This is a genomic window from Streptomyces sp. NPDC000229 (genome assembly GCF_040300825.1).
In the GTDB taxonomy this organism is placed as follows: Bacteria; Actinomycetota; Actinomycetes; order Streptomycetales; family Streptomycetaceae; genus Streptomyces.
On the sequence record NZ_JBEPEL010000030.1, the window covers coordinates 23,444 to 48,079 of the forward strand.

Annotated in this window: 23 protein-coding genes and 1 pseudogene; 8 read left to right on the forward strand and 16 right to left on the reverse strand. The window is 70.2% G+C overall.

Features of this window, described 5'->3' with window-relative positions:
• Positions 1–212 precede the first annotated feature (212 nt).
• From ABT360_RS17015 to ABT360_RS17035, 5 genes are all read left to right on the forward strand, one after another.
• Entirely contained in the window at positions 213–2,561 is a 2,349-nt protein-coding gene (locus ABT360_RS17015) for an ATP-binding protein (RefSeq protein ID WP_351816250.1), read from the forward strand.
• Positions 2,558–4,222 (forward strand): DEAD/DEAH box helicase family protein, encoded by a 1,665-nt coding sequence (locus ABT360_RS17020; RefSeq protein WP_351816253.1) that lies wholly within the window; start codon positions 2,558–2,560, stop codon positions 4,220–4,222. Before ABT360_RS17015 ends, ABT360_RS17020 begins: the two co-directional genes overlap by 4 nt.
• Positions 4,219–4,818, forward strand: a complete 600-nt coding sequence (locus tag ABT360_RS17025) for a hypothetical protein (RefSeq protein ID WP_351816255.1) — start codon at positions 4,219–4,221, stop codon at positions 4,816–4,818. Before ABT360_RS17020 ends, ABT360_RS17025 begins: the two co-directional genes overlap by 4 nt.
• A 27-nt stretch (positions 4,819–4,845) precedes the next feature.
• On the forward strand, positions 4,846–6,180 hold the full coding sequence (locus ABT360_RS17030) for a sigma factor-like helix-turn-helix DNA-binding protein (protein ID WP_351816257.1): 1,335 nt from the start codon (positions 4,846–4,848) through the stop codon (positions 6,178–6,180).
• A gap of 288 nt (positions 6,181–6,468) precedes the next feature.
• Positions 6,469–7,263 carry a DUF4145 domain-containing protein gene (locus ABT360_RS17035; protein WP_351816260.1) on the forward strand — a complete coding sequence of 265 codons (795 nt, stop codon included), beginning with the start codon at positions 6,469–6,471 and terminating at the stop codon, positions 7,261–7,263.
• 429 nt (positions 7,264–7,692) lie between these two features.
• Here the strand turns inward: ABT360_RS17035 and ABT360_RS17040 are convergent, their stop codons facing one another.
• The 6 genes and pseudogenes from ABT360_RS17040 to ABT360_RS17065 all read right to left on the reverse strand — a co-directional run bounded on the left by ABT360_RS17040 (position 7,693) and on the right by ABT360_RS17065 (position 11,265).
• Positions 7,693–8,022 carry a hypothetical protein gene (locus tag ABT360_RS17040; protein WP_444852257.1) on the reverse strand — a complete coding sequence of 110 codons (330 nt, stop codon included), beginning with the start codon at positions 8,020–8,022 and terminating at the stop codon, positions 7,693–7,695.
• A gap of 298 nt (positions 8,023–8,320) precedes the next feature.
• Positions 8,321–8,476: pseudogene (locus ABT360_RS17045) on the reverse strand (DUF4238 domain-containing protein); the annotation flags it as partial.
• 263 nt (positions 8,477–8,739) lie between these two features.
• Positions 8,740–8,910: a hypothetical protein gene (locus ABT360_RS17050; protein WP_351816263.1), complete on the reverse strand. Its 171-nt coding sequence runs from the start codon at positions 8,908–8,910 to the stop codon at positions 8,740–8,742.
• 15 nt (positions 8,911–8,925) lie between these two features.
• Entirely contained in the window at positions 8,926–9,255 is a 330-nt protein-coding gene (locus ABT360_RS17055) for a hypothetical protein (RefSeq protein WP_351816266.1), read from the reverse strand.
• A 181-nt stretch (positions 9,256–9,436) separates the two neighbouring features.
• Positions 9,437–10,528, reverse strand: a complete 1,092-nt coding sequence (locus tag ABT360_RS17060) for a sensor histidine kinase (RefSeq protein ID WP_351816269.1) — start codon at positions 10,526–10,528, stop codon at positions 9,437–9,439.
• A gap of 59 nt (positions 10,529–10,587) precedes the next feature.
• On the reverse strand, positions 10,588–11,265 hold the full coding sequence (locus ABT360_RS17065; protein WP_351816272.1) for a response regulator transcription factor: 678 nt from the start codon (positions 11,263–11,265) through the stop codon (positions 10,588–10,590).
• Positions 11,266–11,767: 502 nt separating this feature from the next.
• On the opposite strand from ABT360_RS17065, the gene ABT360_RS17070 reads away from it, so the two are divergent.
• The 3 genes from ABT360_RS17070 (at position 11,768) to ABT360_RS17080 (ending at position 14,940) form a co-directional block, all read left to right on the forward strand.
• Complete coding sequence (locus ABT360_RS17070; RefSeq protein ID WP_351816369.1) at positions 11,768–12,133, forward strand: DUF7144 family membrane protein; 366 nt, start codon at positions 11,768–11,770, stop codon at positions 12,131–12,133.
• A gap of 151 nt (positions 12,134–12,284) precedes the next feature.
• Positions 12,285–14,105, forward strand: a complete 1,821-nt coding sequence (locus ABT360_RS17075; RefSeq protein ID WP_444852258.1) for a prolyl oligopeptidase family serine peptidase — start codon at positions 12,285–12,287, stop codon at positions 14,103–14,105.
• A 22-nt stretch (positions 14,106–14,127) separates the two neighbouring features.
• On the forward strand, positions 14,128–14,940 hold the full coding sequence (locus ABT360_RS17080; protein WP_351816278.1) for an SURF1 family protein: 813 nt from the start codon (positions 14,128–14,130) through the stop codon (positions 14,938–14,940).
• A 263-nt stretch (positions 14,941–15,203) separates the two neighbouring features.
• Here the strand turns inward: ABT360_RS17080 and ABT360_RS17085 are convergent, their stop codons facing one another.
• From ABT360_RS17085 to ABT360_RS17130, 10 genes are all read right to left on the reverse strand, one after another.
• Positions 15,204–16,385 carry a hypothetical protein gene (locus ABT360_RS17085; RefSeq protein ID WP_351816281.1) on the reverse strand — a complete coding sequence of 394 codons (1,182 nt, stop codon included), beginning with the start codon at positions 16,383–16,385 and terminating at the stop codon, positions 15,204–15,206.
• Positions 16,382–17,089, reverse strand: a complete 708-nt coding sequence (locus ABT360_RS17090; protein ID WP_444852259.1) for a SigE family RNA polymerase sigma factor — start codon at positions 17,087–17,089, stop codon at positions 16,382–16,384. The genes ABT360_RS17085 and ABT360_RS17090 overlap by 4 nt, the downstream gene beginning before the upstream one ends.
• 295 nt (positions 17,090–17,384) lie before the next feature.
• The gene (locus ABT360_RS17095) at positions 17,385–18,443 is read right to left on the reverse strand and encodes an aspartate-semialdehyde dehydrogenase (protein WP_351816284.1); all 1,059 of its coding nucleotides are present in this window, start codon (positions 18,441–18,443) and stop codon (positions 17,385–17,387) included.
• Positions 18,444–18,471: 28 nt separating this feature from the next.
• A complete protein-coding gene (locus ABT360_RS17100; protein WP_156693136.1) occupies positions 18,472–19,743 on the reverse strand; it encodes an aspartate kinase in 1,272 nt (423 codons plus the stop codon).
• A gap of 117 nt (positions 19,744–19,860) precedes the next feature.
• Positions 19,861–21,981, reverse strand: coding sequence for a tetratricopeptide repeat protein (locus ABT360_RS17105; protein ID WP_351816289.1), 2,121 nt, complete (start codon positions 21,979–21,981; stop codon positions 19,861–19,863).
• Between the two features lie 50 nt (positions 21,982–22,031).
• Entirely contained in the window at positions 22,032–22,391 is a 360-nt protein-coding gene (locus ABT360_RS17110; RefSeq protein ID WP_351816292.1) for a hypothetical protein, read from the reverse strand.
• Positions 22,388–22,594, reverse strand: coding sequence for a hypothetical protein (locus tag ABT360_RS17115; protein WP_351816295.1), 207 nt, complete (start codon positions 22,592–22,594; stop codon positions 22,388–22,390). The genes ABT360_RS17110 and ABT360_RS17115 overlap by 4 nt, the downstream gene beginning before the upstream one ends.
• A 201-nt stretch (positions 22,595–22,795) precedes the next feature.
• On the reverse strand, positions 22,796–23,455 hold the full coding sequence (locus ABT360_RS17120; protein WP_351816298.1) for a DUF5063 domain-containing protein: 660 nt from the start codon (positions 23,453–23,455) through the stop codon (positions 22,796–22,798).
• Positions 23,448–24,047 (reverse strand): recombination mediator RecR, encoded by a 600-nt coding sequence (gene recR / locus ABT360_RS17125; RefSeq protein WP_064067261.1) that lies wholly within the window; start codon positions 24,045–24,047, stop codon positions 23,448–23,450. The genes ABT360_RS17120 and recR overlap by 8 nt, the downstream gene beginning before the upstream one ends.
• 157 nt (positions 24,048–24,204) lie before the next feature.
• Positions 24,205–24,546: a YbaB/EbfC family nucleoid-associated protein gene (locus tag ABT360_RS17130; protein WP_351816375.1), complete on the reverse strand. Its 342-nt coding sequence runs from the start codon at positions 24,544–24,546 to the stop codon at positions 24,205–24,207.
• Between the last annotated feature and the right edge of the window lie 90 nt (positions 24,547–24,636).

Genomic DNA, 24,636 nt, shown 5'->3' on the forward strand with positions numbered 1-24,636 from the left:
GATATCCATGTTCATGAGGGTTCAACACCTTCGTCCCACCCACGGTAGCCACACGATTCTTCGGGGTTCGCAAACTCCGGCCGGATTGTCAGTGATCCCCTCTACCCTCGTGATCGAACGCTCGGCTCATGAGAGTCGGGCGGCTTCGCCGTGCCCACGCACGCTGCGGCCGCCGTGACAGCGTCCCGATCCGCCAGGAGGGTTCCGCCGGAGTGAAGATCACCCCTTCCGCCCGCGTGCTGAGCATGCTGGGCGAGATCGACTTCGACGAGTGGCAGTGCGTGGCCGAACTCGTCGACAACCCCTTCGACGACTTCCTCGACATCCTCCGCTCGGGGACGGAGTGGCCGGGCGGCTTCACGGTCAGCGTGACCCTGCCGTCGTCCCCGAAGGGGGTCCTGGAGGTCCGCGACACCGGGCGGGGCATGTCGTACGACCGGCTGGCGCGCGCGGTGCGGGCCGGTTGGTCCGGGAACGACATGCACGACAAGCTCGGCCTGTTCGGCATGGGCTTCAACATCTCGACCGCCCGCCTCGGCAGGCGCACCCGCGTGCTGACGACCCGCGCGGGCGACACAGAATGGATCGGCGTCGAGATCGACCTCGACCAGATCAAGGACGACTTCGAGGCGAAGGACATCACCGAGCCGAAGAGCGACCCGTCCCAGCACGGCACGAGGATCATCGTCGACCGCCTTCACCGAACGCGCGCCGAGTGGCTCCGCCGCAATGGTGCCTCGCTCCGCAACACCCTGGGGTCGGTGTACTCGTGGATCCTCACCGAGCACCCCTTCGACCTCTATGTCGGCGGGACCAGGGTCAAGCCGGTCCGCCACTGCCGCTGGGGTGACGACCGTTACGTGCTCTACAACGGCAAAGAGCGGATCCCCGCCTACATCGAGATCGACGAAAAGCTCCAGGACGGGACCGCCTGCCGTGACTGCGGGGAATGGCAGATCGGTTCGGGCGAGGTCTGCTCAGTCTGTGGCAGCGGCAACCTGACCGTGCGAGAACGGCGGATCCATGGCTGGCTCGGCGTCCAGCGTTACCTCGACAAGACCGAGTACGGAATCGACTTCCTGCGCAATGGCCGGAAGATCCTGCGCTGGGACAAGCAGCTCTTCACCTGGAACAACCCCGAAGGTCGCGAGGGCGACGAGGAGGTGCCCGAGTACCCGGTCGAACTCGCCCACCAAGGCGGCCGTCTCATCGGCGAAATCCACCTCGACCACGTCCCCGTCACCTACCAGAAGGACGCCTTCGAGTACGGGGACCGCAGCTGGCTCGCGGCCGTAGAGTTGCTGCGGGGGGTGGCACCGCTCCAGCCCAAACGCGCTCCGGGCTACCCGGAGAACGACAGCCCGCTGGCCCTGCTATTCAAGGGCTTCCGCCGCAATGACGCCGGCCTGCGCTACCTCGTCCCTGGCGACGGCCACAAGCCGATCCACAAGGACACTCGGGAATGGGGCAGGAAGTTCCAGGCAGGTGCCCCCGAGTTCCAGACGGACGAGCACTGGTGGCAGGCGGTCCTGCGGCACGAGGAGATCAAAAAGCGGGGCAAGGAGGCCAAGACGGCGGCCAGTGTGCCGGCCCAGCCCGATGAGAAGGCCGTGGAGGAAGCGCTCGGGTTCCCGACCGGCATGCCCACCTCCGGCATGACTCGGCCAGCGAGCCGGTCCATCACCTTGGCCACACCCGCCCCGGCGGCCTCCGTATCACTGAAGGAGAAGAAGGAGACCCGTAGCGAGCGCCTGGCTCGCTATGAGAGCGCGGCGACACCACACGCCTACCTGAGCCGGCCGTTCGGCCACCCAGAACTTGGCCATGTGAAGGTCCGGACCCTGCTGCTGAAGCCGGGCGAGCCGCTCCTCGACGACCACGGGCTGCCCGTCCCGGTCCTTCTCGACCAGCGGTCCGGCAACGAAGTCACCGCCCTCGTCGATCCCGAGCACTCCGCGTACCGGCGGTTCGGCGCGGACTACGCCGATCTCCTCTTGGTAGAGCTGGCCGCTGTCCTGAAGGTGCGGGCGCGCTCCGACTGGAGCCCGTCCCAGCTCGTCGCCGCGATCCGCGCCGAGTCCCTGCAGGACAGCGCGCTCGACGGCACCACCGTAGGCGCGGAGGCCCGCGATCTCCTCGCGGAGATCCGCGAGCACGTGGCAGAGGCTCTCGACCGGAGTGGCGGCTACACCACGGCCTACGGTCACCTCACTCACGAGGAGAAAATCGCGACCGAGGAGGAGATGATCGCCGCTGGACGTGTCGGCCTTGTCGGGCGTCTCGGCCAGGACTCCAGTTTCGTCCATCACATGCCCGCACTGGCCTTGGTCCGGCTCGTCCAGGCGTTGCCAGAGCAGTTCATGGATGGTGCCGTCTTCCGTGGCCCATACGCGAAGGTGTCATCGCCGTCCGGGAAGGCGCTGAGCCTGGCCCGGGTCACGGGCTGCCTCGCGGATGTGGCGACGCTCGGCACGTTCGCGGCTGGGGCGACCGCCCAGCATCTGCGGCGGGCCCGCCTGAGCATCGCCTTGCTGCGCGACGAGCTGGTTGGCGAAGGGTGAGCGCCGCATTCCTGACGGCCGCCGAACTGCGCGACGGCGGCCCGGACGGACTGACCAAGGCGCTCGAACGGACCTTGTGGCACCTGGGGTTCCAGGATGTCCGCGTCATCGACGGCGCTCACGACCACGGTGCCGACCTGCTCGCGGTTCGCGCCCGCGAGCAGTGGGTGTTCCAGAGCAAGTGGAAGGCGCACGGGACGGCCGACCACGCGGGGGTCGACGACCTCGAACGCGCGCGTACCCACTACCGGGCCGACAAGGCCGTGCTTGTGACGAATACAGACATCACCGCGTCGGCCGAGGCGCGACGCCAGGCGCTGGCAGGAATCGGCGTCGACATCGCCCTGTGGCACGGGGCCACCCTGGACGCGATCGGTCAGAGGATGCCCGACCGAGTGCCCGCTCGCTACTCCCTGCGGCCGTACCAGGAACAGGCCGTGGACGCGATCGAGCGAGACCTCGACAGCGAGGGGACGGCATTGCTGATCCTGGCGACGGGGCTGGGAAAGACGGTCGTCGGCGGTGAGGTTATCGGGAACCTGCTGGCGTCGCGGCCGGGCGCGCGCGTCTTGGTCGTCGCCCACATGCGCGACTTGGTCGAACAGCTGGAGAAGGCACTGTGGCGGCACCTCCCGAAGAGCGTGCCCACCCGCCTCCTCACCGGCGAGAACAAGCCTCGGGCCCTCGACGGCGTCGTCGTCGCGACGGTCGAATCGGCGCTCTCCGCCGTGCGCGCGGGATACGAACCCGACCTCGTCATGATCGACGAGACCCATCACGTGGCCGAGACCGGCAGGTTTGCGGAACTCCTCGATCTGTGCGGGACTGCGGGACGCTTCGGAGTCACCGCTACTCCTTGGCGTGGCGACAAGTTCGACATCACGGCCCGCTTCGGCCACCCCAGCTTCAAGATGGGTATCGCCGAGGGCATGGCGGCGGGCTATCTGTCGGCCGTCGACTACAAGCTGTACGCGGATGGCGTCGACTGGGACGCCGTCCAGGACATCAGCCGCCACGGTTACTCCATTAAGGATCTGAACCGGCGTCTGTTCCTCCCTCAGCGGGACGAGGAGATCGTCGAGCACCTGCGGACCGCCTGGCGGGAGACCGCTGAGCCCCGCGCCATCGTGTTCTGCCAGACCATCGAGCACGCCGAGCACATGGCGGGCCTCCTCGCCGTGTCGGACCCGGCATGGGCAAACGCTTCCCATCTGCATAGTGGCCTGACGAAGCGTCACCGCGACGTCCTACTAAACGAGTTCCGTCTCGGCCGCGTACCGGTGGTCACCTGCGTTGACGTGTTCAACGAAGGCGTTGACGTGCCAGACGTGAACCTGATCGCCTTCCTGCGCGTCACCCACAGCCGAAGAATCTTCGTGCAGCAGCTCGGCCGGGGCCTGCGTCTGAGCCCCGGCAAGAAGGCTCTGAAGGTCCTCGACTTCGTGACGGATATCCGTCGCGCCGCGGCGGTGTTGAACCTGCGCCGGACGCTGGAGGCCGAGGAGACCGAGCACCTGGAACTCCCGCACGTCTCCCGGATCGAGTTCCAGGACGAGACGGTCGGCTCCCTCATGGACATGTGGATCCAGGACGCCGCCGACCTCGAGACCGCGGCGGACGAAGTCCGCCTCCAGTTCCCCCTGCCGAAAGGAATCCTGTGACCGACTACAAGATCCCGCCTACCGTCGAGAAGGCTGTCGTTACGCGGATCTACTCCCAGGCCGACAAGGCCCACTGGCCGCACCTCCAGGACGCGGACCGTACCCGCCTCTATCAGGAGTGGACGGAAGACCCGGAGATCGGCGGCCGCCTCCTCGATTTCGTGGGCCAGCAGGCGAATATCCGTCCGTGGCTGAAGGACTGCCCGATGAAGGAGTACGAGCGAGCGCGGCGAGGGGAGGGTAAGTACGCCAAGTACGTGACACGGCCGGCCGCGACGCTCGAGCAGATGGTCACGGCGACGCTCGGCCCCGGCTGGGAAGTCATCCCGGGGACCACCCAACAGAAGCCGATGCGCGCCAAGATCGGCGAGGTCGGGACGGAAGATGAGGAGCGCCACTTCGTGGCTGGCACGGCGGCGAACCTCAAGCATCTCGTGTGGCCGGCCATCCTCGACCGGTCCAACGGGGAGACCTGGCCCTGGATGATCTGCGTCGTCGATCCGTTCCGCGACCCGGTGCCGCCCGAGAAGAAGGAGGAGCACCGACGCGTGGCCGAGTTCCTCGGCGTACGAATTGTCTATTTCACCGAGATGTAGGGGGAACCGATGGGGGAAGCATGGTCGATGGACGAGTGGCTAGTCAGGGCGTGGGAGAGCGGGGTCTTCGACGAGCGTGAGCGGGCCGTCGTCGCGGGCCGGTCTGAGGGCCGGACGCTGGACGAGGTCGGGGAGGCGCTCGGGCTGAGCCGCGAGCGCGTACGTCAGATCCAGAACCGGGCGCGGAAGCGGCTCACGGAGATGGCGGACCTCGTCCAGGACGGCTGGCGGGAGAAGGCCCATGCTACGGGCACGAGTCCGGCCGCCCCGCGAGAAGCTTTCGCCGCCGCGCTCGGGGTCGTCGACCACGTGGCGCTGGACGAGCTGCTGGCTGCGGCGGGGCTGGAGGCACCGCGGACGTGGGCAGGGCCCTTGCGCGGCTGGTGGAGTATCGATGCCGGCGCGCTGGACGGCGCCCTGCGCCGTTTGATCGACACCGCTCCCTTCCGCGGTGACGAGCTCGGCCGGGCGGCTGCCGAAGCCGGATTGCCAGCGGGCCTCCCCCTGGCCGAGCTGCTGACCCACCCCGGGTCGCGGCTGGCCCTGAGTCCCGACCGGCACTGGGTTCGCCGCAAGGCACGGGGACGCGACGCCGCCTACCTGTGGCTGCTGGAGGCTGGGCGTCCATGCCAGCCCGACGAGCTGATCGCCCCGATGGCCGCGACGACCGTCGCGGCCGTGCGAGAGGCGCTGCGCCGTGACGATCGGTTCCGGCAGGTTCGCCCCGAGGGGACCTGGGCCCTGACCGAGTGGACGCACTTGCGCGCTTCCCCGTACGCCACGGCGGTGGAGGCGATGGTCGCGGTGGTCACCGAGTCAGGCCCCCTCTCCCGTGCGCGGCTCTTCGCGCGGGTGACGGAACTGTACCCAGTCACCCCGTGGCGCCTGAAGCAGTGCCTGCTCAGCGACCAGCTCGGTGAGACCCCCGACGGCCTTATCGACCTCGTCTCTCGCGGCGCCCGCCCCTTCGAGGAGGAGGAACCGGCCCAGCCGGACACGATGGCCGTCGAGGGGGAGGTCCTCGGCGTGCGGATCCCTGTGACCCGGGACATCCTGCGCGGCAGCGGCGTCAATGTGCACACCTGGCTGACCTGGCGGCTCAGGCTGCGCCGGGCCCCGATGAGCCGCACGTTCACGACGCCCGGCGACCACGCGCCGCTGGTCGTCCGCCGCGGCACCAGCAGCGCCCAGCTCTCTAGCCTGCGCCGTCACGCGCTCGAACTTGAGGTCGTCGATGGGTGCGTGCTCGCCGTGCTCCTTCGCCTCGACGACGACACCGTGCGCGTCGGCCACGGCTGCGCGCCGGACAGCTGCCCAGCGAGGCGGGCGCGGGCCGCCGCGTCTCCCGCGGTCAACGTCTGATTCGGCATCGATACAAGCGGGCCACCGCGGCCTGGACCACCTGCCCAGATCCACCCGCCCCCGCCCGCGTACGGCCGTTCCACGAGCCCTCCACCAGGGACAGCCCGCGTCGCCATCCTCAACGTCAAGGAAAAACTGCATGGCCCAGAGGTGGACCGCTCGCACAGAGGACGCTTGGGAACCATATGGGAGCCGCCCTGCTCCCCGAGCCCCTTCGGGACCAGACCCGCCCCGATCCGGGCCCTGCTCGCACACCCACGCGGAGCATGGAAGGTGTATCCCTTGAGGATGAGCACGCGTAGCCACGTATCCATCGAGGATCTCGACAGCAGAGTTCCCGCAGGTGAGTGCCCGAACTGCAAGCTGAATGTGGCGTTCGACCACCTGAGCAGGCGGGAGGTCTGGCCCGAGCTGATCGACAGACCGGTCGGCCCCGGGAAGAGTGGCGCCGACTTCAATGGAGGTGGCGCCGCCTCCATGACACCTCCCACCAAACCGGATGTGTGGCGTGTGGTGGAACACGTTCTGTCGTGCCAGCGGTGCCACAAGACATCCGTGCTCCATCAGCACTGGGGTCCGGATCTTCCCCAAGGAGATGACAGCGAAACCTTCGCCGCCGCGCTGGAGAACAAGAAATCGAAGGTCCGGTTCGTGGTTCTCGTACACCCGAGACGCAGCGCAAACCTGCTGCACGAGGCGGCTCCCGATGCCGTGTGCGACCTCTTCAGCGAGGGCACTCGATGCCAAGAAGCAGGGGCGCTTCGAGCCGCAGCCGCGATGTATCGCGCTGCGGTTGAAGAGATCTGCAAGGACCGGGGCGCGATGGGAAGCAACCTCAAGGGGAAGATTGCGGACCTGGTCAACCGAGGCGTCTCAGCGGAGGTCGTGAGGGACCTCGACGAGGCGCGCAGCCTCGGCAACTGGAGCCTTCACGACGGATTGACCTTCTCCCCCGAGGAAGTGAGCGATGTGGCATCACTCATCGAGGAGGCGGTCTTCCTCGTCTACGTACAGCCCGAACAACGTGCCGCATTGCGCGAAGCCCGCAAACAACGCCGTGATCAGTTCCACGCCGCCCCATAGAACCCGCCGGTGGTCGGGTGACTGTTCTCTGGGAGCCATCTGGGAGCCAACCCGCTCCCCGAGCCCCTCCCACACCACCCGAGACCGTCCCACGCCAATGCCGTGACCAGGCAAAACATAAGACCGCCCTGTGCCGATCTTGCCCGGACCTCATTCGGGACGAAGAGGTCGTGGGTTCAAATCCCGCCACCCCGACAGCTGAAACACCAGGTCAGGGGCCTGATCCGCGAAAGCGGGTCGGGCCCCTGAGTGGTTCCTGGAGATCGTTTGGGAGAAATCTGGGAGACCATCTTGGTCGGCTTCTCCCAGGCAGGGCGACACCTCTCGCGCGCGGTGCGTCAACGCCGGGCGTCTCGCTGCTGCGCGTCCGCAAAGGCCGCAGGTCTCCGATGCCGGAGGGTTCAGGCGGCGGGCCCATCAGCGGGCCGCTTACCCAGAGGCACCGGCAGGGCCATCAGGCAACAGGTAGCTCTCTGGTGACTGGCTGATCACCATCTCGCGATCCCGCACCGAAGGCTGGTCAACACCGTCCAGAGGGTCGTCGTCCGGGTGGTGGAACAGTTCCCTGCGTGCGTTGTACGCGAAGCGCTGGTTGAGCTCCTCGGCCGGCTTGGTGTGGGATCGCACGAAGAAGTCATCAGGTCCCGGCGACGCCATGACGATGGCAGCTCGCCGATCGATCGGCATGAGAATCGCGGCTGCATTGCCGATACCGACGCCGAGAAAGCTCGGCATGCCCTCCGCACGTACCATCGTCACCCGGGTCCGGGATGAGTAGCGTGCGGCGCTCGAACTTGATCAGACCTCAAGGGCGCGCCATGAACACCTCGTAGGCCGTCTTCATGGACTGGCCCATGGCTGCCATGTGGTCGTTGACCGACATCTCGGCGTAGTAGCCGTCGAAGTCCGTCACCTCATCCCACATCGCTCCACGCCATGATGCTCGACATGAAGCGCACCTTCGACGAGATCGTCGAGGGGCACGCGGAGCCGGCGCGGGCGGCCGCCAGGCGTGCTGCGCTGCCGTCCACTCGGCGAGGACGGCTCGCTCTTCGATCGGCAGCGGCCTCCCTCCGCCGATCACCTCGCGGATGACCTTTGCCGCCTTGTCCTCCAGCTCGGCGAGCAGCTCCTCCACGGTGTCGTCGAGACGCCCGTCTTCGTCCCGCAACGAGTAGGAGTCGCGATGGACGGTGACGTCGGCGATCCCCACCAGGCGCCGCTCACCTCCGCCAAGGAGGACGCGAATAAATGCGCTCGCCGTCAGTGAAGCGCCGCAGGAGCACCTTCGGCACAGTGTGGTGGCGGCGCTTCAGATTCGGCTTCTCGGAGGACGTACCCCTGTCCGGACGGTACGGGCGCCCCCTGACATCGTCATGGTGGCTTCTGAGAGGCAGTGACTGCCCGACGTAGATGATCGGCCGGGCAGCCCTGCGGGCGGCCGGAGAGACCGGCCGCCGTGGTGAGGCGGGGTGGCTAGGCGGAGTGATTGCGCCGGCCGCTGTCCAGCTTGCCCACGAGATGAACCATTGCTCCCGCGCTGACGGCCGTGAAGAGGAGCTCTCCCCACAGTGGCTCAATGAGGAATTTGTTGACCGCCACAAGGATGACGAACCACATGGCGAAAACGAGCAACTTGTGGAGCATGGACAGACCTCAGCCTTAGTTGATCAGAGACGAGAGGCAAGCGGCCGCGCCCGCCCCCACCGTGTTGACCGCGATTTCCCGCGCGGCCTTCTTATTGACCCTGCCCACGATCAGAGCCGCCGCACTGCCGACCCCGGCCCTCAGGAGGCAGTTCTTGGCCGCCTTGGTCATCGGGCGGCCTTGGAGCGCCTTGCAGTACTTCGCCCTCTCCTTACCGCTCTTGCTCTTGTCGAAGTAGCAATTGGCGACGTTGTGCTCCTGGATGACGTCCACGGCCTGGGCGGCGGGAGCGGCGCCCAGGAGGAGGGCTGCCGTGACCATCGAGGTGACGATTTTCTTCTTCACACTGTTCCTTGCGGGTTATAAGGCCGGGGCCGATGCCTCGTGCCCAGGGCCCGATCGGGCCTCGAAGGAAGACTGTCGTGGGCCTGATCGCTTGACCATCCGCCGGTTGTCGGGGGCACGATCCGCCGGTCGGCGGGGGTGCTCCACGCCGACCGGCTGGGGCCTGGTGCGCCCCCGCCCGTCAGAGCGGGAAATCCGCCTCGATGACGAAGCCGCCCCCGGCGGGGGTGTGGGCCCGGAAGGTGCCGCCGAGGAGATGGGCGCGTTCGCGCAGGCCGACCAGGCCATGGCCGCCGCCGGGCAGTTCCAGTGGGGGCGCCGTCGGTTCGGGCGGCGTGTTGCGGACCTCGACCCGAAGGGTCCGGGCGTCGACGTGGACGCGTACATGGGCGTCGGCGCCAGGGGCATGCTTGCGGACGTTGGTCAGGGCTTCCTGGACGGTGCGGTAGGCGGCTCGTTCGACGGCCTCCGGCACGCCTTCCGGGGCCGGGACGCCCGGCAGGTCGAGGGTGACGTCGAGTCCGGTGGCGTGGGCCAGTGCGGGAATGTCGGTGAGTCGGGGCTGCGGGGCGAGTTCGCACGGGGAGCCTCCGGCCGCGCGCAGCACGCCCACCATGTGCTGGAGTTCGGTGATGGTCTGCACCGAGAGTTCGCGGATCGCGCCGGCGCTCTGCCGGACGTCCACGTCGTGCGGCTCGCCGACTTGGAGCGCCCCGGCTTGAAGGCTGATCAGGCTGACCTTGTGGGCGACGACGTCGTGCATTTCCCGGGCGAGGCGGGCCCGTTCGGTGGCCAGCACCCGCTCGGTGAGCAGACGGTTTTCCCGCTGTCGACTCTCGGTGACTTCCCGGAGCCGCTCGCGCCGCAGCCGGGCCGACCGCCCGAGGACGACGGCGCCCGTCCCCAGTACGCAGGCGTCCAGCGCCACCAGCAGGGTCTCCTGATCAAGGGGCAGCGCCGAGAGGTCCGCGATCGGGTACGGAAGGAACTGTGCGAGTGTGACCAGCACCGCCCCCATGCCGCTGAAGAGCACCCGGCGGCGTCGCACGGCCAGGCAGTACAGCGCGATCAACGGCGCGAAGGCGATGTGGCCGAGATACAGGCCGGGCAGGCCGGCGACCAGCGCCACTTCGGGAGCACGCCACCGTACGAGCAGCGCGGCAGCGGCGATGAGCGCGACCCAGAGCTCGTGACCGCTGGCGAGACCGTTGACGACGAGGCCGTCGACGATGGCGACGAGTACGGGAAGCGCGGCAGCGGCCAGGCGCCGCACGGGCGAGGGCGTCCGTCGGGGGAGCCCGGCCCGCAGCCTCGTGGCCGCCGCTGACAGGCTCACGGCCCGGCCGGGCCGGGGGCGCCGGGGTTCCCCGTGAGCAGGTTCGCGCGGTCCGCGACCACGGCCGCCTGCACGCGGTTGATGCCGCCGAGCTTCGAGAGCAGCGAACTCACGTGGTCCTTGACCGTGCCGTGCGACAGGTGCAGGCGACGGGCGATGTCCCGGTTGGTGAGCCCGCCCCCGATGAGGGTGAGCACCTGGCGCTCCCGCCCCGTCAGCACCTGGATGCGCTGCACGGCCTCGTTCGGGCGGCTGGACTCCAGGTATCCGCCGATGACCGGGCCCGCGACTTCGGGCGCCAGGATCTTGCCACCTGCGGCCAGCACCCGCACCGCATGCACCAGTTGCTCGGGGGCGGTGTTCTTCATCAGGAACCCGGCCGCGCCGGCGCGCAGCGCCTCGTCGACGTACTCACCGGCGTCGAACGTGGTCAGCATCGCCACCGCCGGTGCGTTCGGCAGGTCGGCGATCCGCCGCAGGACGGTCAGTCCGTCCACATCCGGCATGCGGATGTCCAAAAGCAGCACCTCCGGCTGGTGGCCCCGCACCGCCTCAACGGCGCCTGCGCCGCCACAGCCGACCACCACGGAGACGTCCGCCGCCGACCCAAGGATCACCTGTAGTCCCGTGCGGACCAGTGGTTCGTCATCCACGACCGCGACTCGGATCACCATCGCTCCTTGCATGGGCACAATCGGAGGGCCACCGAACGCTACGACGGCTTTCGGCCACACGGGGTTGCTCCGCCGCCGTGTGCCGCCCACCACAGGGGGAGCGTCCTGGCCGGGGTCCTGTTCCACGCCGACATGGAGCCTCACGTCGGTGGGGTTGTCTGCATAATGTGTCGGCCTTCGACGCTGCGCCCGGTGGACAAGCGCGGAGCAGGTCCCCGACGACGTACGGGAGTCGGCGGCTCCGTGACCGTGCCGGGCTTCCGGCTCGACGGTCGACCACCTCCAGGGCCTGGTCCGGGGAATCGGCGGGCCCCTGAGGGGTGTCACCCGGATGGGGCTCGTGCTGTCGCCGGGTGGGTGCGGGCGGGGGCACGCTCGGGGAATGAGCAACCCGTCCGAGAAGCCGAGTGGCCCGGTTCATCACGCGTACGCCCATCACACCGCTCATGACACCGCTCATCAGGAGCCCAAGCGTGGGGGTGGGTGGGCGTCCGGCGGGGTCATGTTCGCCGGCGTACTGATGATGGTGGTGGGCGTGCTCGGCATGCTCCAGGGCATCGCGGGCATCGCGGAGGACGATGTCTACGAGCGGGTCGGGGAGTACGTGTTCGAGTTCAACGTCAGTGCGTGGGGCTGGATCCACCTGGCGCTCGGGCTGCTGGTCGCCGCCATCGGTGCGGGCATCCTCAGCGGGGCGGAGTGGGCGAAGGCGAGCGGGGTGGCGCTGGCCGCGCTCGCCGTGATCGCCAACTTCATCTGGCTGCCGTACCAGCCGGTCTGGGCCATCGTCTCGATCGCGATCGCCGTCTTCGTCATCTGGGCGCTGTGCACCGAGGAACCGGCCCCCGTGGCGCCCAGAGCCCACTAGGGCGGGTCCTAGGGGTCCGGCCGGATCAGGGAGCGGCCGCCGCGAAGCGGCGGAGACTCACGCCAGTCGTCAGCGGTCGGTGCGTACACGCGCCGGAGGTTTTCCACAGGCTGCGGACGGGGCGAACGGATTGTCATGGCGATCGGGTTACATGGACGTCATGACTGAGCCGACAGATACGCAGACCATGCCCGACTGGGAGAAGCGGTTCCGGGCGCCGCGGGTGTCCTTGCCCGAGTGGGCGTGGGACGCGCCGAGCAGGGCGTTGTTCGTGTCGAACGCGACCGGGACGTACGAGTTGTACGCCTGGGACCGGGTCAGCGGCGAGCAGCGGCAGGTCACCGACCGGCCGAACGGGACGACGGACGGGGTGCTGTCGCCGGACGGGGAGTGGATCTGGTGGTTCTCGGACACGGACGGCGACGAGTTCGGGGTGTGGATGCGCCAGCCGTTCGGGGGCGGTGAGGACGAGCCGGCGGCGCCCGGGCTGGAGCCGTCGTATCCGGCGGGGCTCGCGATCGGGCGCGACGGGACGGCGGTGATCGGGCGGTCGACGGACGAGGACGGTTCGACGATCCATGTCGTACGGCCCGGGCGGCCGCCGGTGGAGATCTACCGGCACCGGGAGTCGGCCGGCGTCGGGGACCTGTCGCACGACGGGACGCTGATCGCGGTCGAGCACACCGAGCACGGTGACGCCATGCACACCGCGCTGCGGGTGGTCCGGCCGGACGGTGCCGTGGTGGCCGAGCTGGACGACACCAAGGGCGGCACGGAGGAGCTGGGGCTCAGCGTGCTGGGCTTCGCGCCGGTGGACGGGGACACCCGGCTGCTGGTGGGGCACCAGCGGCGCGGGCGCTGGGAGCCGATGCTGTGGGACGTGGCGTCCGGTGCGGAGACGGACCTGGGGCTGGACCTGCCCGGTGACGTGTCGGCGGAGTGGTACCCGGACGGGTCCGGGCTGCTGGTGGTCCACAGCTTCGAGGCGCGCAGCGAGCTGTGGCGGTACGAGATCGCGACGCGGGAGCTGGTGCGGGTGGACACCCCGGCCGGGTCGGTGTCGAGTGCCACGGCACGGCCGGACGGGGCCGTGGAGTACCTGTGGTCGTCCGCAGAGCGGCCGCCGGTGGTGCGGTCCACGGCGGGCGGTGTCGTGCTGGAGCCGCCGGGGATGAAGGCACCCGCCTCAGTGCCGGTCGAGGACGTGTGGGTGCCGGGGCCGGGCGGGCGCATCCACGCGCTCGTGCAGCGGCCGCTGGGGGCGGAGGGCCCGCTGCCGACGGTGTTCGAGATCCACGGCGGGCCCGCCTGGCACGACAGCGACGCCTACGCCGCCGCCCCCGCCGCCTGGGTGGACCACGGCTACGCGGTGGTCCGGATCAACTACCGGGGCTCGACCGGGTACGGGCGGGAGTGGACGGACGCGCTCAAGCACCGGGTCGGGCTGATCGAGCTGGAGGACATCGCGGCGGTACGCGAATGGGCGGTGTCCTCCGGCCTGGCCGACCCCTCCCGGCTGGTCCTCACCGGCGGCTCGTGGGGCGGCTACCTGACGCTGCTCGGGCTCGGCACGCAGCCGGACGCCTGGGCGCTGGGCATCGCCGCCGTACCGGTCGCGGACTACGTCACGGCGTACCACGACGAGATGGAGGCCCTGAAGGCCCTCGACCGCACCCTCTTCGGCGGGTCGCCGGAAGAGGTCCCGGAGCGGTTCGAGGCCTCCTCGCCGATCACGTACGTGGACCGGGTGCGGGTGCCGGTGTACATCTCGGCGGGCGTCAACGACCCGCGCTGCCCGATCCGCCAGATCGACAACTACGTGGACCGGCTCGCCGCCCGGGACGCGGTGCACGAGGTGTACCGGTACGACGCGGGGCACGGCTCGCTCGTGGTGGAGGAGCGGATCAAGCAGGTGCGCCTCGAGCTCGCCTTCGCCGCCAGGCATCTGGGGCCCCGGGCGGAAGGAAGGTGACGGTGTTCCGTACCGTGGGGGTGTGTACCGGTTCCTGACGACGCCCCGCTGGTGGGGGATCAACATCTTCGTCGTGCTGGCGATCCCCTTCTGCGTCTTCATGGGGACGTGGCAGCTCGGCAGGTTCGAGGACCGCGTCGACTCGCACCAGGAGGCGGAGCGGCGGCCGGACCCGGGCTCGGTGAAGGCCGCGCCGCTCGACGAGCTGCTGCCGGTCGACAAGGAGACCTCGGGCCGCCACGCCACGGCCACGGGGCGGTACGGGGAGCAGTTCCTGGTCCCGGAGCGCGAGCTGGACGGCAAGGACGGCTCCTACGTCCTGACCCTGCTGCGCACCGAGAGCGGCAAGTCCCTGCCGGTGGTACGGGGCTGGCTGCCCGACGGCGGAAAGGTCCCGGCCCCGCCAGCCGGCGAGGTCACGGTGACCGGCGCGCTCCAGGCGTCCGAGCACACCGGCAGCGCGGGCGTGCACGCGGCGGGCGCCCTGCCGCAGGGCCAGGTCGGCATGATCAGCGCGGCGTCCCTGGTGAACCTCGTCCAGGACGACGTCTACGACGCCTGGATCACCCTCCTGGACGCCCCGGCGGGCCTCACACCCGTCCCGGCGGCCGCGGCGGAGGGCAGCGGGCTGGACCTGAAGGCGTTCCAGAACCTCGGGTACACCGGTGAATGGTTCGCCTTCGCGGGCTTCGTGCTGTTCATGTGGTTCCGGCTATTCCGGCGGGAGGCCGAGCAGGCCCGCGACGAGGCCCTCGGTCTGGCCCCGGCCGCGGACCCGGAGCCGGTCAAGCCGGAGACCGCAGAGCCCTCCCCCAGCGCGGCCACCCGCCCCTGACGGGCGGGCTCGCCCTCAGGCGGGCGGCGCTGTGCGCAGCCGCAGCGTGGTGCTGTGCGCAGCCGCGACGCGGGCCCTGACGGGCGGCGGCGCCCCGTGCCCTGACGGGCGGCTCCGGCTCCGGTGGGCGAGGCGAGGCCCCGCGCCCCGCCCGGTACGCCCCGCCCGGTACGCCCCGCGCCCCGCCCGGTACGCCCCGCGCCCCGCGCGGTACCCCCCGCGCCCCGCCCGGTACGCCCTGGACCCGGACCCGGCCGGTGCCGCTACTCCGTGGGGAGCAGGCCCGTCCGGTAGATCGTGCCCGCGCAGGCGTTGGGGATGGTGGCTTCCGCCGACGGGGCGCCCGGTTCCGCGGTGTGGGTGACCGCGACGCTGCCGTCCGCGCGGGTGCCGTCGCCGTCGTCCTCCTTGCCGAGCTGCGGCTCCACGGCCGCTCCGCCCGTACCGTCGGAGCCGGCCGATTCCGACGAGGTGTCACCGGTCGGCTCGGTCGGCTCGGGCGTGGCTTCGCCGCCACCCGTGCCGCCGCTGCCGCCGCCGCCCTCCACCGGGCACGTCTCGCTGGGCACCCAGGCGAACTTCACCTCGTACGAGCCCAGGGGCGGCAGGAGCAGCGGGGCCGGCGCCTCCTGGGACGGGTCGGGGAGGCCCGTCGCCGGGTCGCCCGCCGTGTGGGGGACGACGGTGATCTTCGCCTGATCGGCCGCGCCCATCGCCTGGAAGGCGACGCCGCCGGCACCGGAGACCGAGCAGTCGGTGCCCGATACGTTCGCGATGCGGAAGGTCCCGTAGACCTTGCCCTCCGCGTCCGGCCGGCCGGCCTCCGCGGACGCCACACCGAGCTGGGTCGCGTCGCACAGCGGCACGGTCGCCGGCACGGAACTGGTCGGCGCCGCCGTACCGCCCACGGTGCCGTCCGAGGTCCCGGCCGCGGGCTCGCCGGGCTTGGCCGGGGCGTCCTCGCCGCCCTCGCCGCCACCGCCGGTCCCCTGACCGGCCTCGGCGCTGGGCCCCCCGGGTCCGCTGCCCTCGCCGCCGGTCTCCTCGCCCGTGCCGCCCTGGACCTGCTCGCCGTGCCCGGCGTTCACGGGGCGGTCGTCGGAGGCGCCGTCGGAGCTCGCGACGTGGACGAACGCCGGGACCGCCGTACCGAACAGCAGCGCGGCCGCGGCCATGCCCACCAGGGCCTGTCGTTTGCGCGCCCGCCGCGCGGGAACCGCCCGGCGGAGGTGGTCCAGGGTGCCGTCGGCGGGTTGCAGATCCTGCACCGCACCGTGAAGCAGACTGCGCAGCGCCACTTCGTCGACGCCGAGCCCACCGAGGTCCGGGAGATCTTTTTCCGGCCCGCTGTGCCCGTGCCCGTTGCTCACAATTCCGTTCCCAGTCCGGTCGTTCTCGTTCAACTGCCCGTCCGGCCCGTACCGCTCAGATTCGTGCTCGCTCATGCCGTGGCCTCCATGGCGACGCGCAGCGCCGCTATGCCACGTGACCCGTACGCCTTGACCGAGCCCAGCGATATGCCGAGCGTCTCCGCGACCTGCGCCTCGGTCATGTCCGCGAAGTACCGCAGCACCAGGACCTCGCGCTGGCGGCGCTGGAGGCCCTTCATGGCCTTGATCAGCGCGTCGCGCTCCAGCTGGTCGTACGCGCCCTCCTCCGCGCTCGCCATGTCGGGCATCGGCTTGGAGAGCAGCTTGAGGCCGAGGATGCGACGGCGCAGCGCGGACCGGGACAGGTTCACCACGGTCTGGCGCAGATACGCGAGGGTCTTCTCGGGGTCACGCACGCGGCGCCGCGCCGAGTGGACGCGAATGAACGCTTCCTGGACGACGTCCTCGCACGAGGCGGTGTCGTCCAGCAGCAGCGCGGCGAGACCCAGCAGCGACCGGTAGTGGGCGCGGTAGGTCTCGGTGAGGTGATCGACGGTCGTACCCGCGGCCACCGTCGTCTCGTCGATGCTCAGGGCACCGCGCTGGGACGGGATACGGGTCGTACGCCTAGCAGCGGGCATGGGCGCGATCACCGGCATGCCGCCGGGCTGACGCGGTCGCCGGAGCGGTCGCACCGAGCCCATGCCGACGCCGGCCCCGGCTCCGGCCGCACGGGCGCGGAGCGGAACCACCGCTGTGATGTCGAGAACCTCTGCCACGCCTGTTGGACACGCTTCCCCCCGTCAGGGTTGTACGCGCACGCAGCCGCTTTTGACGGTGCGACGTTTGCCCTCATGCGTACCCGCTCTTCCCCAATGCCCCGATATCGCGAACGCCGTGAAGGGGCGACCGCATAGACGCTTCCCGCCCGACCACCGGTTGCAGCAAGGGGGTACAGCATCGTCGAACATGCCATCACCCCAGTTCAAGTGGCACAGGCCGAAGACTGACTCACAGGGCGTACACAGATCCTACAAAGATCCGATGATCTGTTCACCACGGATTACCTGGGGCTCAGGCCGAGAACTCGGCGGCGACGGCCTCCGCGATCTGAGCGGCGTTCAAAGCGGCGCCTTTGCGCAGATTGTCACCGCAGACGAACATCTCCAGCGCCCGGTCGTCGTCCAGCGACCGCCGCACGCGCCCCACCCACGTCGGATCGGTGCCCACGACATCGGCCGGCGTCGGGAAGTCCCCGGCCGCGGGATCGTCGTACAGCACCACGCCCGGCGAGGTCGCCAGGATCTCGTGCGCCCGCGCGACCGACACCTCGTTCTCGAAACGAGCGTGTACGGAGACGGAGTGGGCGCTGACGACCGGTACGCGTACGCAGGTGGCCGCCACGCGCAGCTCCGGCAGGTCCAGGATCTTGCGGGTCTCGCCCCGGATCCACAGCTCGTCCGAGGACCAGCCGTCCTCCCGCACGGAACCCGACCAGGGCACCACGTTCAGCGCGAGCGGAGCGGGGAAGGGCCCGGTGTCGTCGCCGACGGCCCGGCGCACATCACCGGGGCTGGTGCCCAGCTCCGTACCGGCGACCAGCGACAACTGCTCGCGCAGCGCGGCGACGCCGCTCTGCCCGGCACCGCTCGCGGCCTGGTACGCGGAGACGACGAGCTCGCTCAGGCCGAACTCGGCGTGCAGCGCGCCCACCGCGACGATCAGCGCCAGCGTGGTGTCGCCGGGGCAGGCGACGATGCCGCGCGGACGTACGCGTACGCAGTGGCGGTTGATCTCGGGGACGACCAGCGGGACGTCCGGGTCGGCCCGGAACGCCGGCGAGGCGTCCACCACCACGGTGCCCTTGGCGGCGGCGATCGGCGCCCACTGCGCCGCGACCGCCTCCGGCACCAGGAACAGCGCCACATCGGCGCCCTCCAGGGCCTCCTCGGACAGGCCGAGGACCTCGACCTCCTCCCCGCGCACGGCCAGCTTGCGGCCGGCCGAGCGCGGGGAGGCGATCAGACGGATGTCACCCCAGACGTCGGCGTGCTGCGACAGGATCTGGAGCATCACCGCACCGACGGCTCCGGTCGCTCCCACGACCGCGAGCGCCGGCTTGCGGTTCGTCACCGGCGTCACCACCGGCGTCACCGGCTTTTCACCGCCCGGTGCCTCCGTACACCACTGCCTCGTCGGAGTCGGAGTCGAGACCGAAGGCGGTGTGGACGGCCCGGACGGCCTCGTTGACGTCGTCGGCGCGCGTCACGACCGAGATGCGGATCTCCGAGGTCGAGATCAGCTCGATGTTCACACCCGCGTCGGACAGCGCCTCGAAGAAGCCGGCCGTGACACCCGGGTTCGTCTTCATACCCGCGCCGACCAGGGAGATCTTGGCGATCTGGTCGTCGTAGCGCAGCGACTCGAAGCCGATGAGGGCCTTCTGCTTCTCCAGGGCGTCGATGGCCTTGCGGCCCTCCGCCTTGGGCAGCGTGAAGGAGATGTCGGTCAGCCCGGTCGACGCGGCGGACACGTTCTGCACCACCATGTCGATGTTGATCTCGTTGTCCGCGATGGTGCGGAAGATCGCGGCCGCCTCGCCCGGCTTGTCCGGCACTCCGACGACGGTGATCTTCGCCTCGGACGTGTCGTGGGCGACACCGGAGATGATGGCCTGCTCCACCTTGCGGTCCCCTCGCGGTTCGTTGCTGACCCACGTGCCCTGGAGGCCCGAGAAGGACGACCGGACGTGGATCGGGATGTTGTAACGGCGTGCGTACTCGACGCAGCGGTGCAGCAGCACCTTGGAGCCGGAGCTGGCGAGCTCCAGCATGTCCTCGAACGAGATCCAGTCGATCTTCCGGGCCTTCTTCACGACCCGGGGGTCGGCGGTGAAGACACCGTCGACGTCGGTGTAGATCTCGCACACCTCGGCGTCGAGCGCCGCGGCGAGCGCGACGGCGGTCGTGTCCGACCCGCCGCGCCCGAGGGTGGTGATGTCCTTCTTGTCCTGGGAGACGCCCTGGAAGCCCGCGACGATGGCGATGTTGCCCTCGTCCAGCGCCGTACGGATCCGGCCCGGCGTGACATCGATGATGCGCGCTTTGTTGTGGACGGAGTCGGTGATGACGCCGGCCTGGCTGCCCGTGAACGACTGGGCCTCGTGGCCCAGGTTTTTGATCGCCATGGCCAGCAGGGCCATGGAGATCCGCTCTCCGGCGGTCAGCAGCATGTCGAACTCACGCCCGGCAGGGATCGGGGATACCTGCTCGGCGAGATCGATCAACTCGTCCGTCGTGTCGCCCATCGCCGAAACCACGACGACCACCTGGTGGCCGTTCTTCTTGGCATCGACGATTCGCTTGGCGACGCGCTTGATGCCCTCGGCATCGGCAACGGAGGAGCCTCCGTACTTCTGCACGACAAGGCCCACGTGCGCTCCTCGCTCAGTCCGTTTGCGGTCAGCTCAGTCTAACGAGCGGCCGGGAAACGCCCCCGCCATACCGCATCGTGAGATGTCCCGCTCACGAGGTGATCATCGTGGGGCGCTTCACGGCCGCTCGGCTTGTGCCTGCCCCTCCCCACCGGGCCTACGCGGAATGTGTGCCGGGTCACGTGGACCGACCGCGGAGACAACACGCTGTACGAATTCGCGGTTCGAGCGGATGTGTGACGTCCTGGGATGGTCCGCGCCGAGCGCACGCAGACAGGCGGCAAGGGTCTCGTCGAGCAGCGTGAGGGACCGCTCCGGCGTGCAGTCCGCCAGGTACGCCATCGCCAGAGTCCCCTGTGAGTTCAGCGTGTCCGGATGATCCGGCCCCAGCACCCTGGCCCGGCCTTCGATGACGCGCTCCATCACGGGGATCGCTCGTCCGGCATCGAGCTGCTCGGTGGCGAAGTAGCCGAGGTTGTGCAGCGTGGTCAGTGAGGCGGGGTGTTCCTCGCCCAGGACATGAACACACCGTGCGCTGAGTTCCTCCATGAGTGTCACCGCCCGCGCCCTGTCACCGGCCTCCCAGTGGGCGAAGCTCAGGTTGTTCCTCATGATGAAGAAGTGGGGGTCGTCCTCACCCACGAGGCAGGCGAGCCTGGGGAGTGCCTCTTCGTAGAGCCGGATCGCAGCCGTGGGGTTGCCCGCGGCCCGCTCCGCGCAGGCAAGGTTGTTCAGCGCGTTGAGTACGTCGATGTCGTCGCTGTCCGCCACACGGGCGAGGGCCTGGAGGACTTCCGCGTACAGGGACGTGACGTTCGCCGTGTTCCCCGCTTCGTCCAGGGCCACGGCCCGGTCGCTCCGCACGCCGAGGGTGACGCGGTCGTCATGCCCCCAGAGGCGCACGGCGGCCGCTTCGGCGCGCTCCAGCAGATGCACCGCCCTGCGCGCGTTTCCCTGGGCGATCAGGAAATGGCTGACGTGCGTGAAGAGCCGGACCGTGTGCGCGGTGTCGGTCTGCGGATCCGCGTGCTCGGCGAGCGCCTCGATGTGCGGCAGGAGCGTTCGCCAGAGGTCCCAGTCAGCGGGATCCCGGGGAGTGGTGCGCAACGCCACGGTCACCAAGGCCATGGTGGCCAGCTCCCGTGCGCCATCGATGAATTCCGCGAGTCGCTCGCCGGACTGCTCGTCCGGCGTACGCGCCACGGCCTGCACCAGGCGGTGCACCGACAGCGTTCCGTCCTCACGCATCCGGATCATGGAGTGTGCCGCCAGGCGGCCCAGGGCCTCCACGACGGCGGGGGCGGGATCGGACAGCACCTCATCGAGCAGGGAACGGGGCACCCCGTCGGCGGCGAACCACCCGAGAATCAGCAGGATCATCGGCGGCAGCGGGTCTTCCCCGAGCCGGGCCATGGCGAGCTCCCAGATGCGGGCGATGACGCCGCCGCCCTGCTCACCGCCCTCCACCACCGTGTCCAGCATCCGCGCGGGGTACTCCGCCAGGAGGGTGCTGAACTGGCGAGGAGTGATGCACGCCTGTACGCAGTAGGCAGCGGCCTGTTCGACGGCCAGCGGGAGGAATCCGAGTTCCGCGCAGAGCTCGGGAGCCCCGTCGAGGTCACGCGGTCCCTGATGGCGCAGGATCCGGGTGAACAGTTCCACCGCCTCGGCGGGGGCGAGGACACCCAGCGACACCGACCGCGCCAGGCCGTGCCAGCCGCTCGCCAGGCGGCTGGTGATGAGGAAGCGGCCCCGAGTCGCCCGGGACAGCAGCGGCTTGATGTCGGCCGGGTCCGTAACGTTGTCCAGGATCAGCAGCCACTCGTCGTTGGCCGACAGCCACTGCAGCGCCCGTTCGCGAAGGGCATCCTGGGAGAGGACTGCCGCGAGGGCCGGTTGCATCCCGGTGGCCAGGGCGGCGAGGCCCGCGTCCACGTCGCCCGGACTCTCGGCCGTGATCCACCACACGGGGTTGTGGTCGCACGTCCGCGTGGCCGCCCACTGCGCCGCCAGGGTCGACTTGCCGATGCCGCCCAGGCCGTGGACGGCCTGCACCACGACGCCTTGCGAATCGCGGAACGCCTCGTCGAGCAGAGCGAGTTCGCGCGTACGCCCGACGAACAGATCGGTACGGCCAGGGAGGTTGACGAGCCCGTCGGGGCACGTGGCCGGGGCCAGGGCTTCGGCGGGCAGCAGTGTCGCGCGATCGACCTGAGTGACGTGATCCCCGCTCACCACGCGCCCGATGCTTCCGCCCGCAGCGACCGAGCGGTCGCCCGAGGCCGTCGTCACGCGTCACCCGTCGATACGCTGCCGATGTCACCGCCCGCAGCGACCGAGCGGTTCCCGGAGGCCGTGACGGGGCCGTTCGCCCGGGCCCCACGGGGCGGCATCCCCGGGGCGGGCCCGGCCTGGGGGCCCACCGAGCCGATGTCGCCGCCCGCGGCGACCGACCGTTCACCCGACGCGGTCACGCCCCCGGAGGGCCGGGCGAACTGGCCCCACAGCGCGACGCCCAGGCCCCCCAACGCGAGGACGGCGCCCGCCACGCTCGCGATCTGGTCCGCCTTGCCCAGGTCGGCGACCGCCACCGCGATCAGCGCGGCGACGCCCAGGGCGCCGAGGCCCGCCCCCACCCACAGCTTCATGCGCACGAGGATGGCACGTACGCCATGCCATACGCCCCCGGTTCGGCCGACCTGCCCACGTCCAGTGCCGTGGTGACCGCCTGCGCGGCGAGGGCGCCCACCGTCACCGTGCGGACGAGACGCCGGCGACGTGTCCGTACCGCCCGTCCGGTGAGGAGCGTGATGGTCGGGAGGAAGGCGTCCGCCTCCGCGCGGCCCCGCAAGACGCCGCCCTCCTCCTGTGCCGGACCGGCCTGGACCGCCTCAGCCGGCCCGCCCCGCGGACGCGACCGGCCTGCACACTTTCCAGGTGACCCTGGAGCTGCCGCCGCGCGCCCTCGGCATCGCATGGCACCCGCGCAGCTGCGCGGCCGGGTCCGGGAGGCCTGGGGCCCGGAGACCTGGAAGGGCGAGAGAGACGGCGGCTACTTGACCGTACGCATCCCCAGCGGGCCGAGGATCTCCTGGGCCATCACCCGGCCCGCCTCCTCCGCGAGGGCTTCCTCCGTCAGGTCCTCGTCCGTGTCGAGCCCGTCGAGCTCCTCCAGCGGCTGGTCCAGCCGGACGTGGGACACCAGGGACTGGAGCGCCCGCAGGGTCGCCGAGGCGGTGGGGCCCCAGTTGGAGAAGTACGAGAACTGCCACCACCACAGGGCCTCCGTGGTGCGGCCCGCCCGGTAGTGGGCCAGCCCGTGGCGCAGGTCCATGATGATGTCGGCCAGGTTGTCGGAGATCCGGCACGGCACGGGCGCCTTGCGCGGCTCGTACGGGTCGAAGACCTCCGAGAAGACGTCCACCGGCTCCAGCATGGTCGCGAACCGCATCCGCAGGTCGTCGACGTCCACGTCGGGACCCGTGTCCGGTTCGTACCGCTCCTCCGGGATGATGTCCTCGTGCGCCCCCAGCCGGCCGCCGGTGAGCAGCAGCTGGGAGACCTCGAGCAGCAGGAACGGGACCGCGCTGTCGGGTTCGTCGCCCTTGGCCACTTCCGTGGTCGCGACGATGAAGGACTCGATCGAGTCGGCGATTTGGACCGCGAAGCTGTCGGGGTCCAGCGAGTGCGCGTGCAGTGTGGCGTCAGACATCGAGGAGTCGTCTCCCTTCGAACGCACGGCCGAGCGTGACCTCGTCGGCGTATTCCAGGTCTCCGCCAACGGGGAGTCCGCTGGCGAGGCGCGTGACCTTCAGGCCCATGGGCTTGACCATGCGCGCCAGGTACGTCGCGGTGGCCTCCCCCTCCAGGTTGGGGTCGGTCGCCAGGATCAGCTCGGTGACCGTTCCGTCCGCCAGACGGGCCAGCAGCTCGCGGATCCGCAGGTCGTCCGGGCCGACGCCCTCGATCGGGCTGATCGCGCCACCGAGGACGTGGTACCGCCCACGGAACTCGCGCGTCCGCTCGATCGCGACGACGTCCTTCGGCTCCTCGACCACGCAGATGACCGCCTCGTCACGGCGCGGATCACGGCAGATGCCGCACCGCTCCTCCTGTGCGACGTTGCCGCACACGGCGCAGAACCGCACTTTGTCCTTGACCTCCAGGAGGGCATGGGCGAGGCGGCGTACGTCGGTGGGCTCGGCCTGGAGGATGTGGAAGGCGATCCGCTGGGCGCTCTTGGGACCGACGCCTGGCAGCCTGCCCAGCTCGTCGATGAGGTCCTGAACCACGCCTTCGTACAACGGAACGCCTCTCGTGGAGTGCTGTGATGCTTACGGTAGTTGCTGTGCGTACGGGTTAGAAGGGCGGGGCCGGACCCGGGACCTCCGGCCCTGGAAGCCCGGCCCCGCGCCCCGGCCCCGCGCCCCGGCCCCGCGCCCCGGGCCCGCGCCCCGGCTCCTAGATGCCCAGGCCCGGGATGCCGCCGCCGCCCAGGCCCTGGGCCAGCGGGCCGAGCTTGGCCTGCTGGAGCGCCTGGGCGTTCTCGTTCGCGGCCTGGACGGCGGCGACGACGAGGTCGGCGAGGGTCTCGGTGTCCTCCGGGTCGACCGCCTTGGGGTCGATGACCAGGGCGCGCAGCTCGCCGGCGCCGGTCACGGTGGCCTTCACCAGGCCGCCGCCCGCCTGCCCGTCGACCTCGGTCTGCGCCAGCTCCTCCTGGGCGCGGGCGAGGTCCTGCTGCATCTTCTGGGCCTGCTGGAGGATCTGCTGCATATTGGGCTGGCCACCACCGGGAATCACGGTCACTCCTGGCATTTCGACGATGAGTATTCGGTATGCCGAGCCTACGTGGTCGCCGGACGGTGTGCCCCATCCACACGGCTTCACTCT

What these genes read in the sequence shown, in the direction of transcription:
- ABT360_RS17050 (WP_351816263.1), bottom strand. Translation starts at nt 8,910, where the DNA reads ATGCTCCACAAGTTGCTCGTTTTCGCCATGTGGTTCGTCATCCTTGTG.
- ABT360_RS17085 (WP_351816281.1), bottom strand. Translation starts at nt 16,385, where the DNA reads ATGAGCGAGCACGAATCTGAGCGGTACGGGCCGGACGGGCAGTTGAAC.
- ABT360_RS17110 (WP_351816292.1), bottom strand. Translation starts at nt 22,391, where the DNA reads ATGAAGCTGTGGGTGGGGGCGGGCCTCGGCGCCCTGGGCGTCGCCGCG.
- ABT360_RS17070 (WP_351816369.1), top strand. Translation starts at nt 11,768, where the DNA reads ATGTTCGCCGGCGTACTGATGATGGTGGTGGGCGTGCTCGGCATGCTC.
- ABT360_RS17065 (WP_351816272.1), bottom strand. Translation starts at nt 11,265, where the DNA reads ATGGTGATCCGAGTCGCGGTCGTGGATGACGAACCACTGGTCCGCACG.
- ABT360_RS17030 (WP_351816257.1), top strand. Translation starts at nt 4,846, where the DNA reads ATGGACGAGTGGCTAGTCAGGGCGTGGGAGAGCGGGGTCTTCGACGAG.
- ABT360_RS17035 (WP_351816260.1), top strand. Translation starts at nt 6,469, where the DNA reads ATGAGCACGCGTAGCCACGTATCCATCGAGGATCTCGACAGCAGAGTT.
- ABT360_RS17075 (WP_444852258.1), top strand. Translation starts at nt 12,285, where the DNA reads ATGGACGTCATGACTGAGCCGACAGATACGCAGACCATGCCCGACTGG.
- ABT360_RS17120 (WP_351816298.1), bottom strand. Translation starts at nt 23,455, where the DNA reads ATGTCTGACGCCACACTGCACGCGCACTCGCTGGACCCCGACAGCTTC.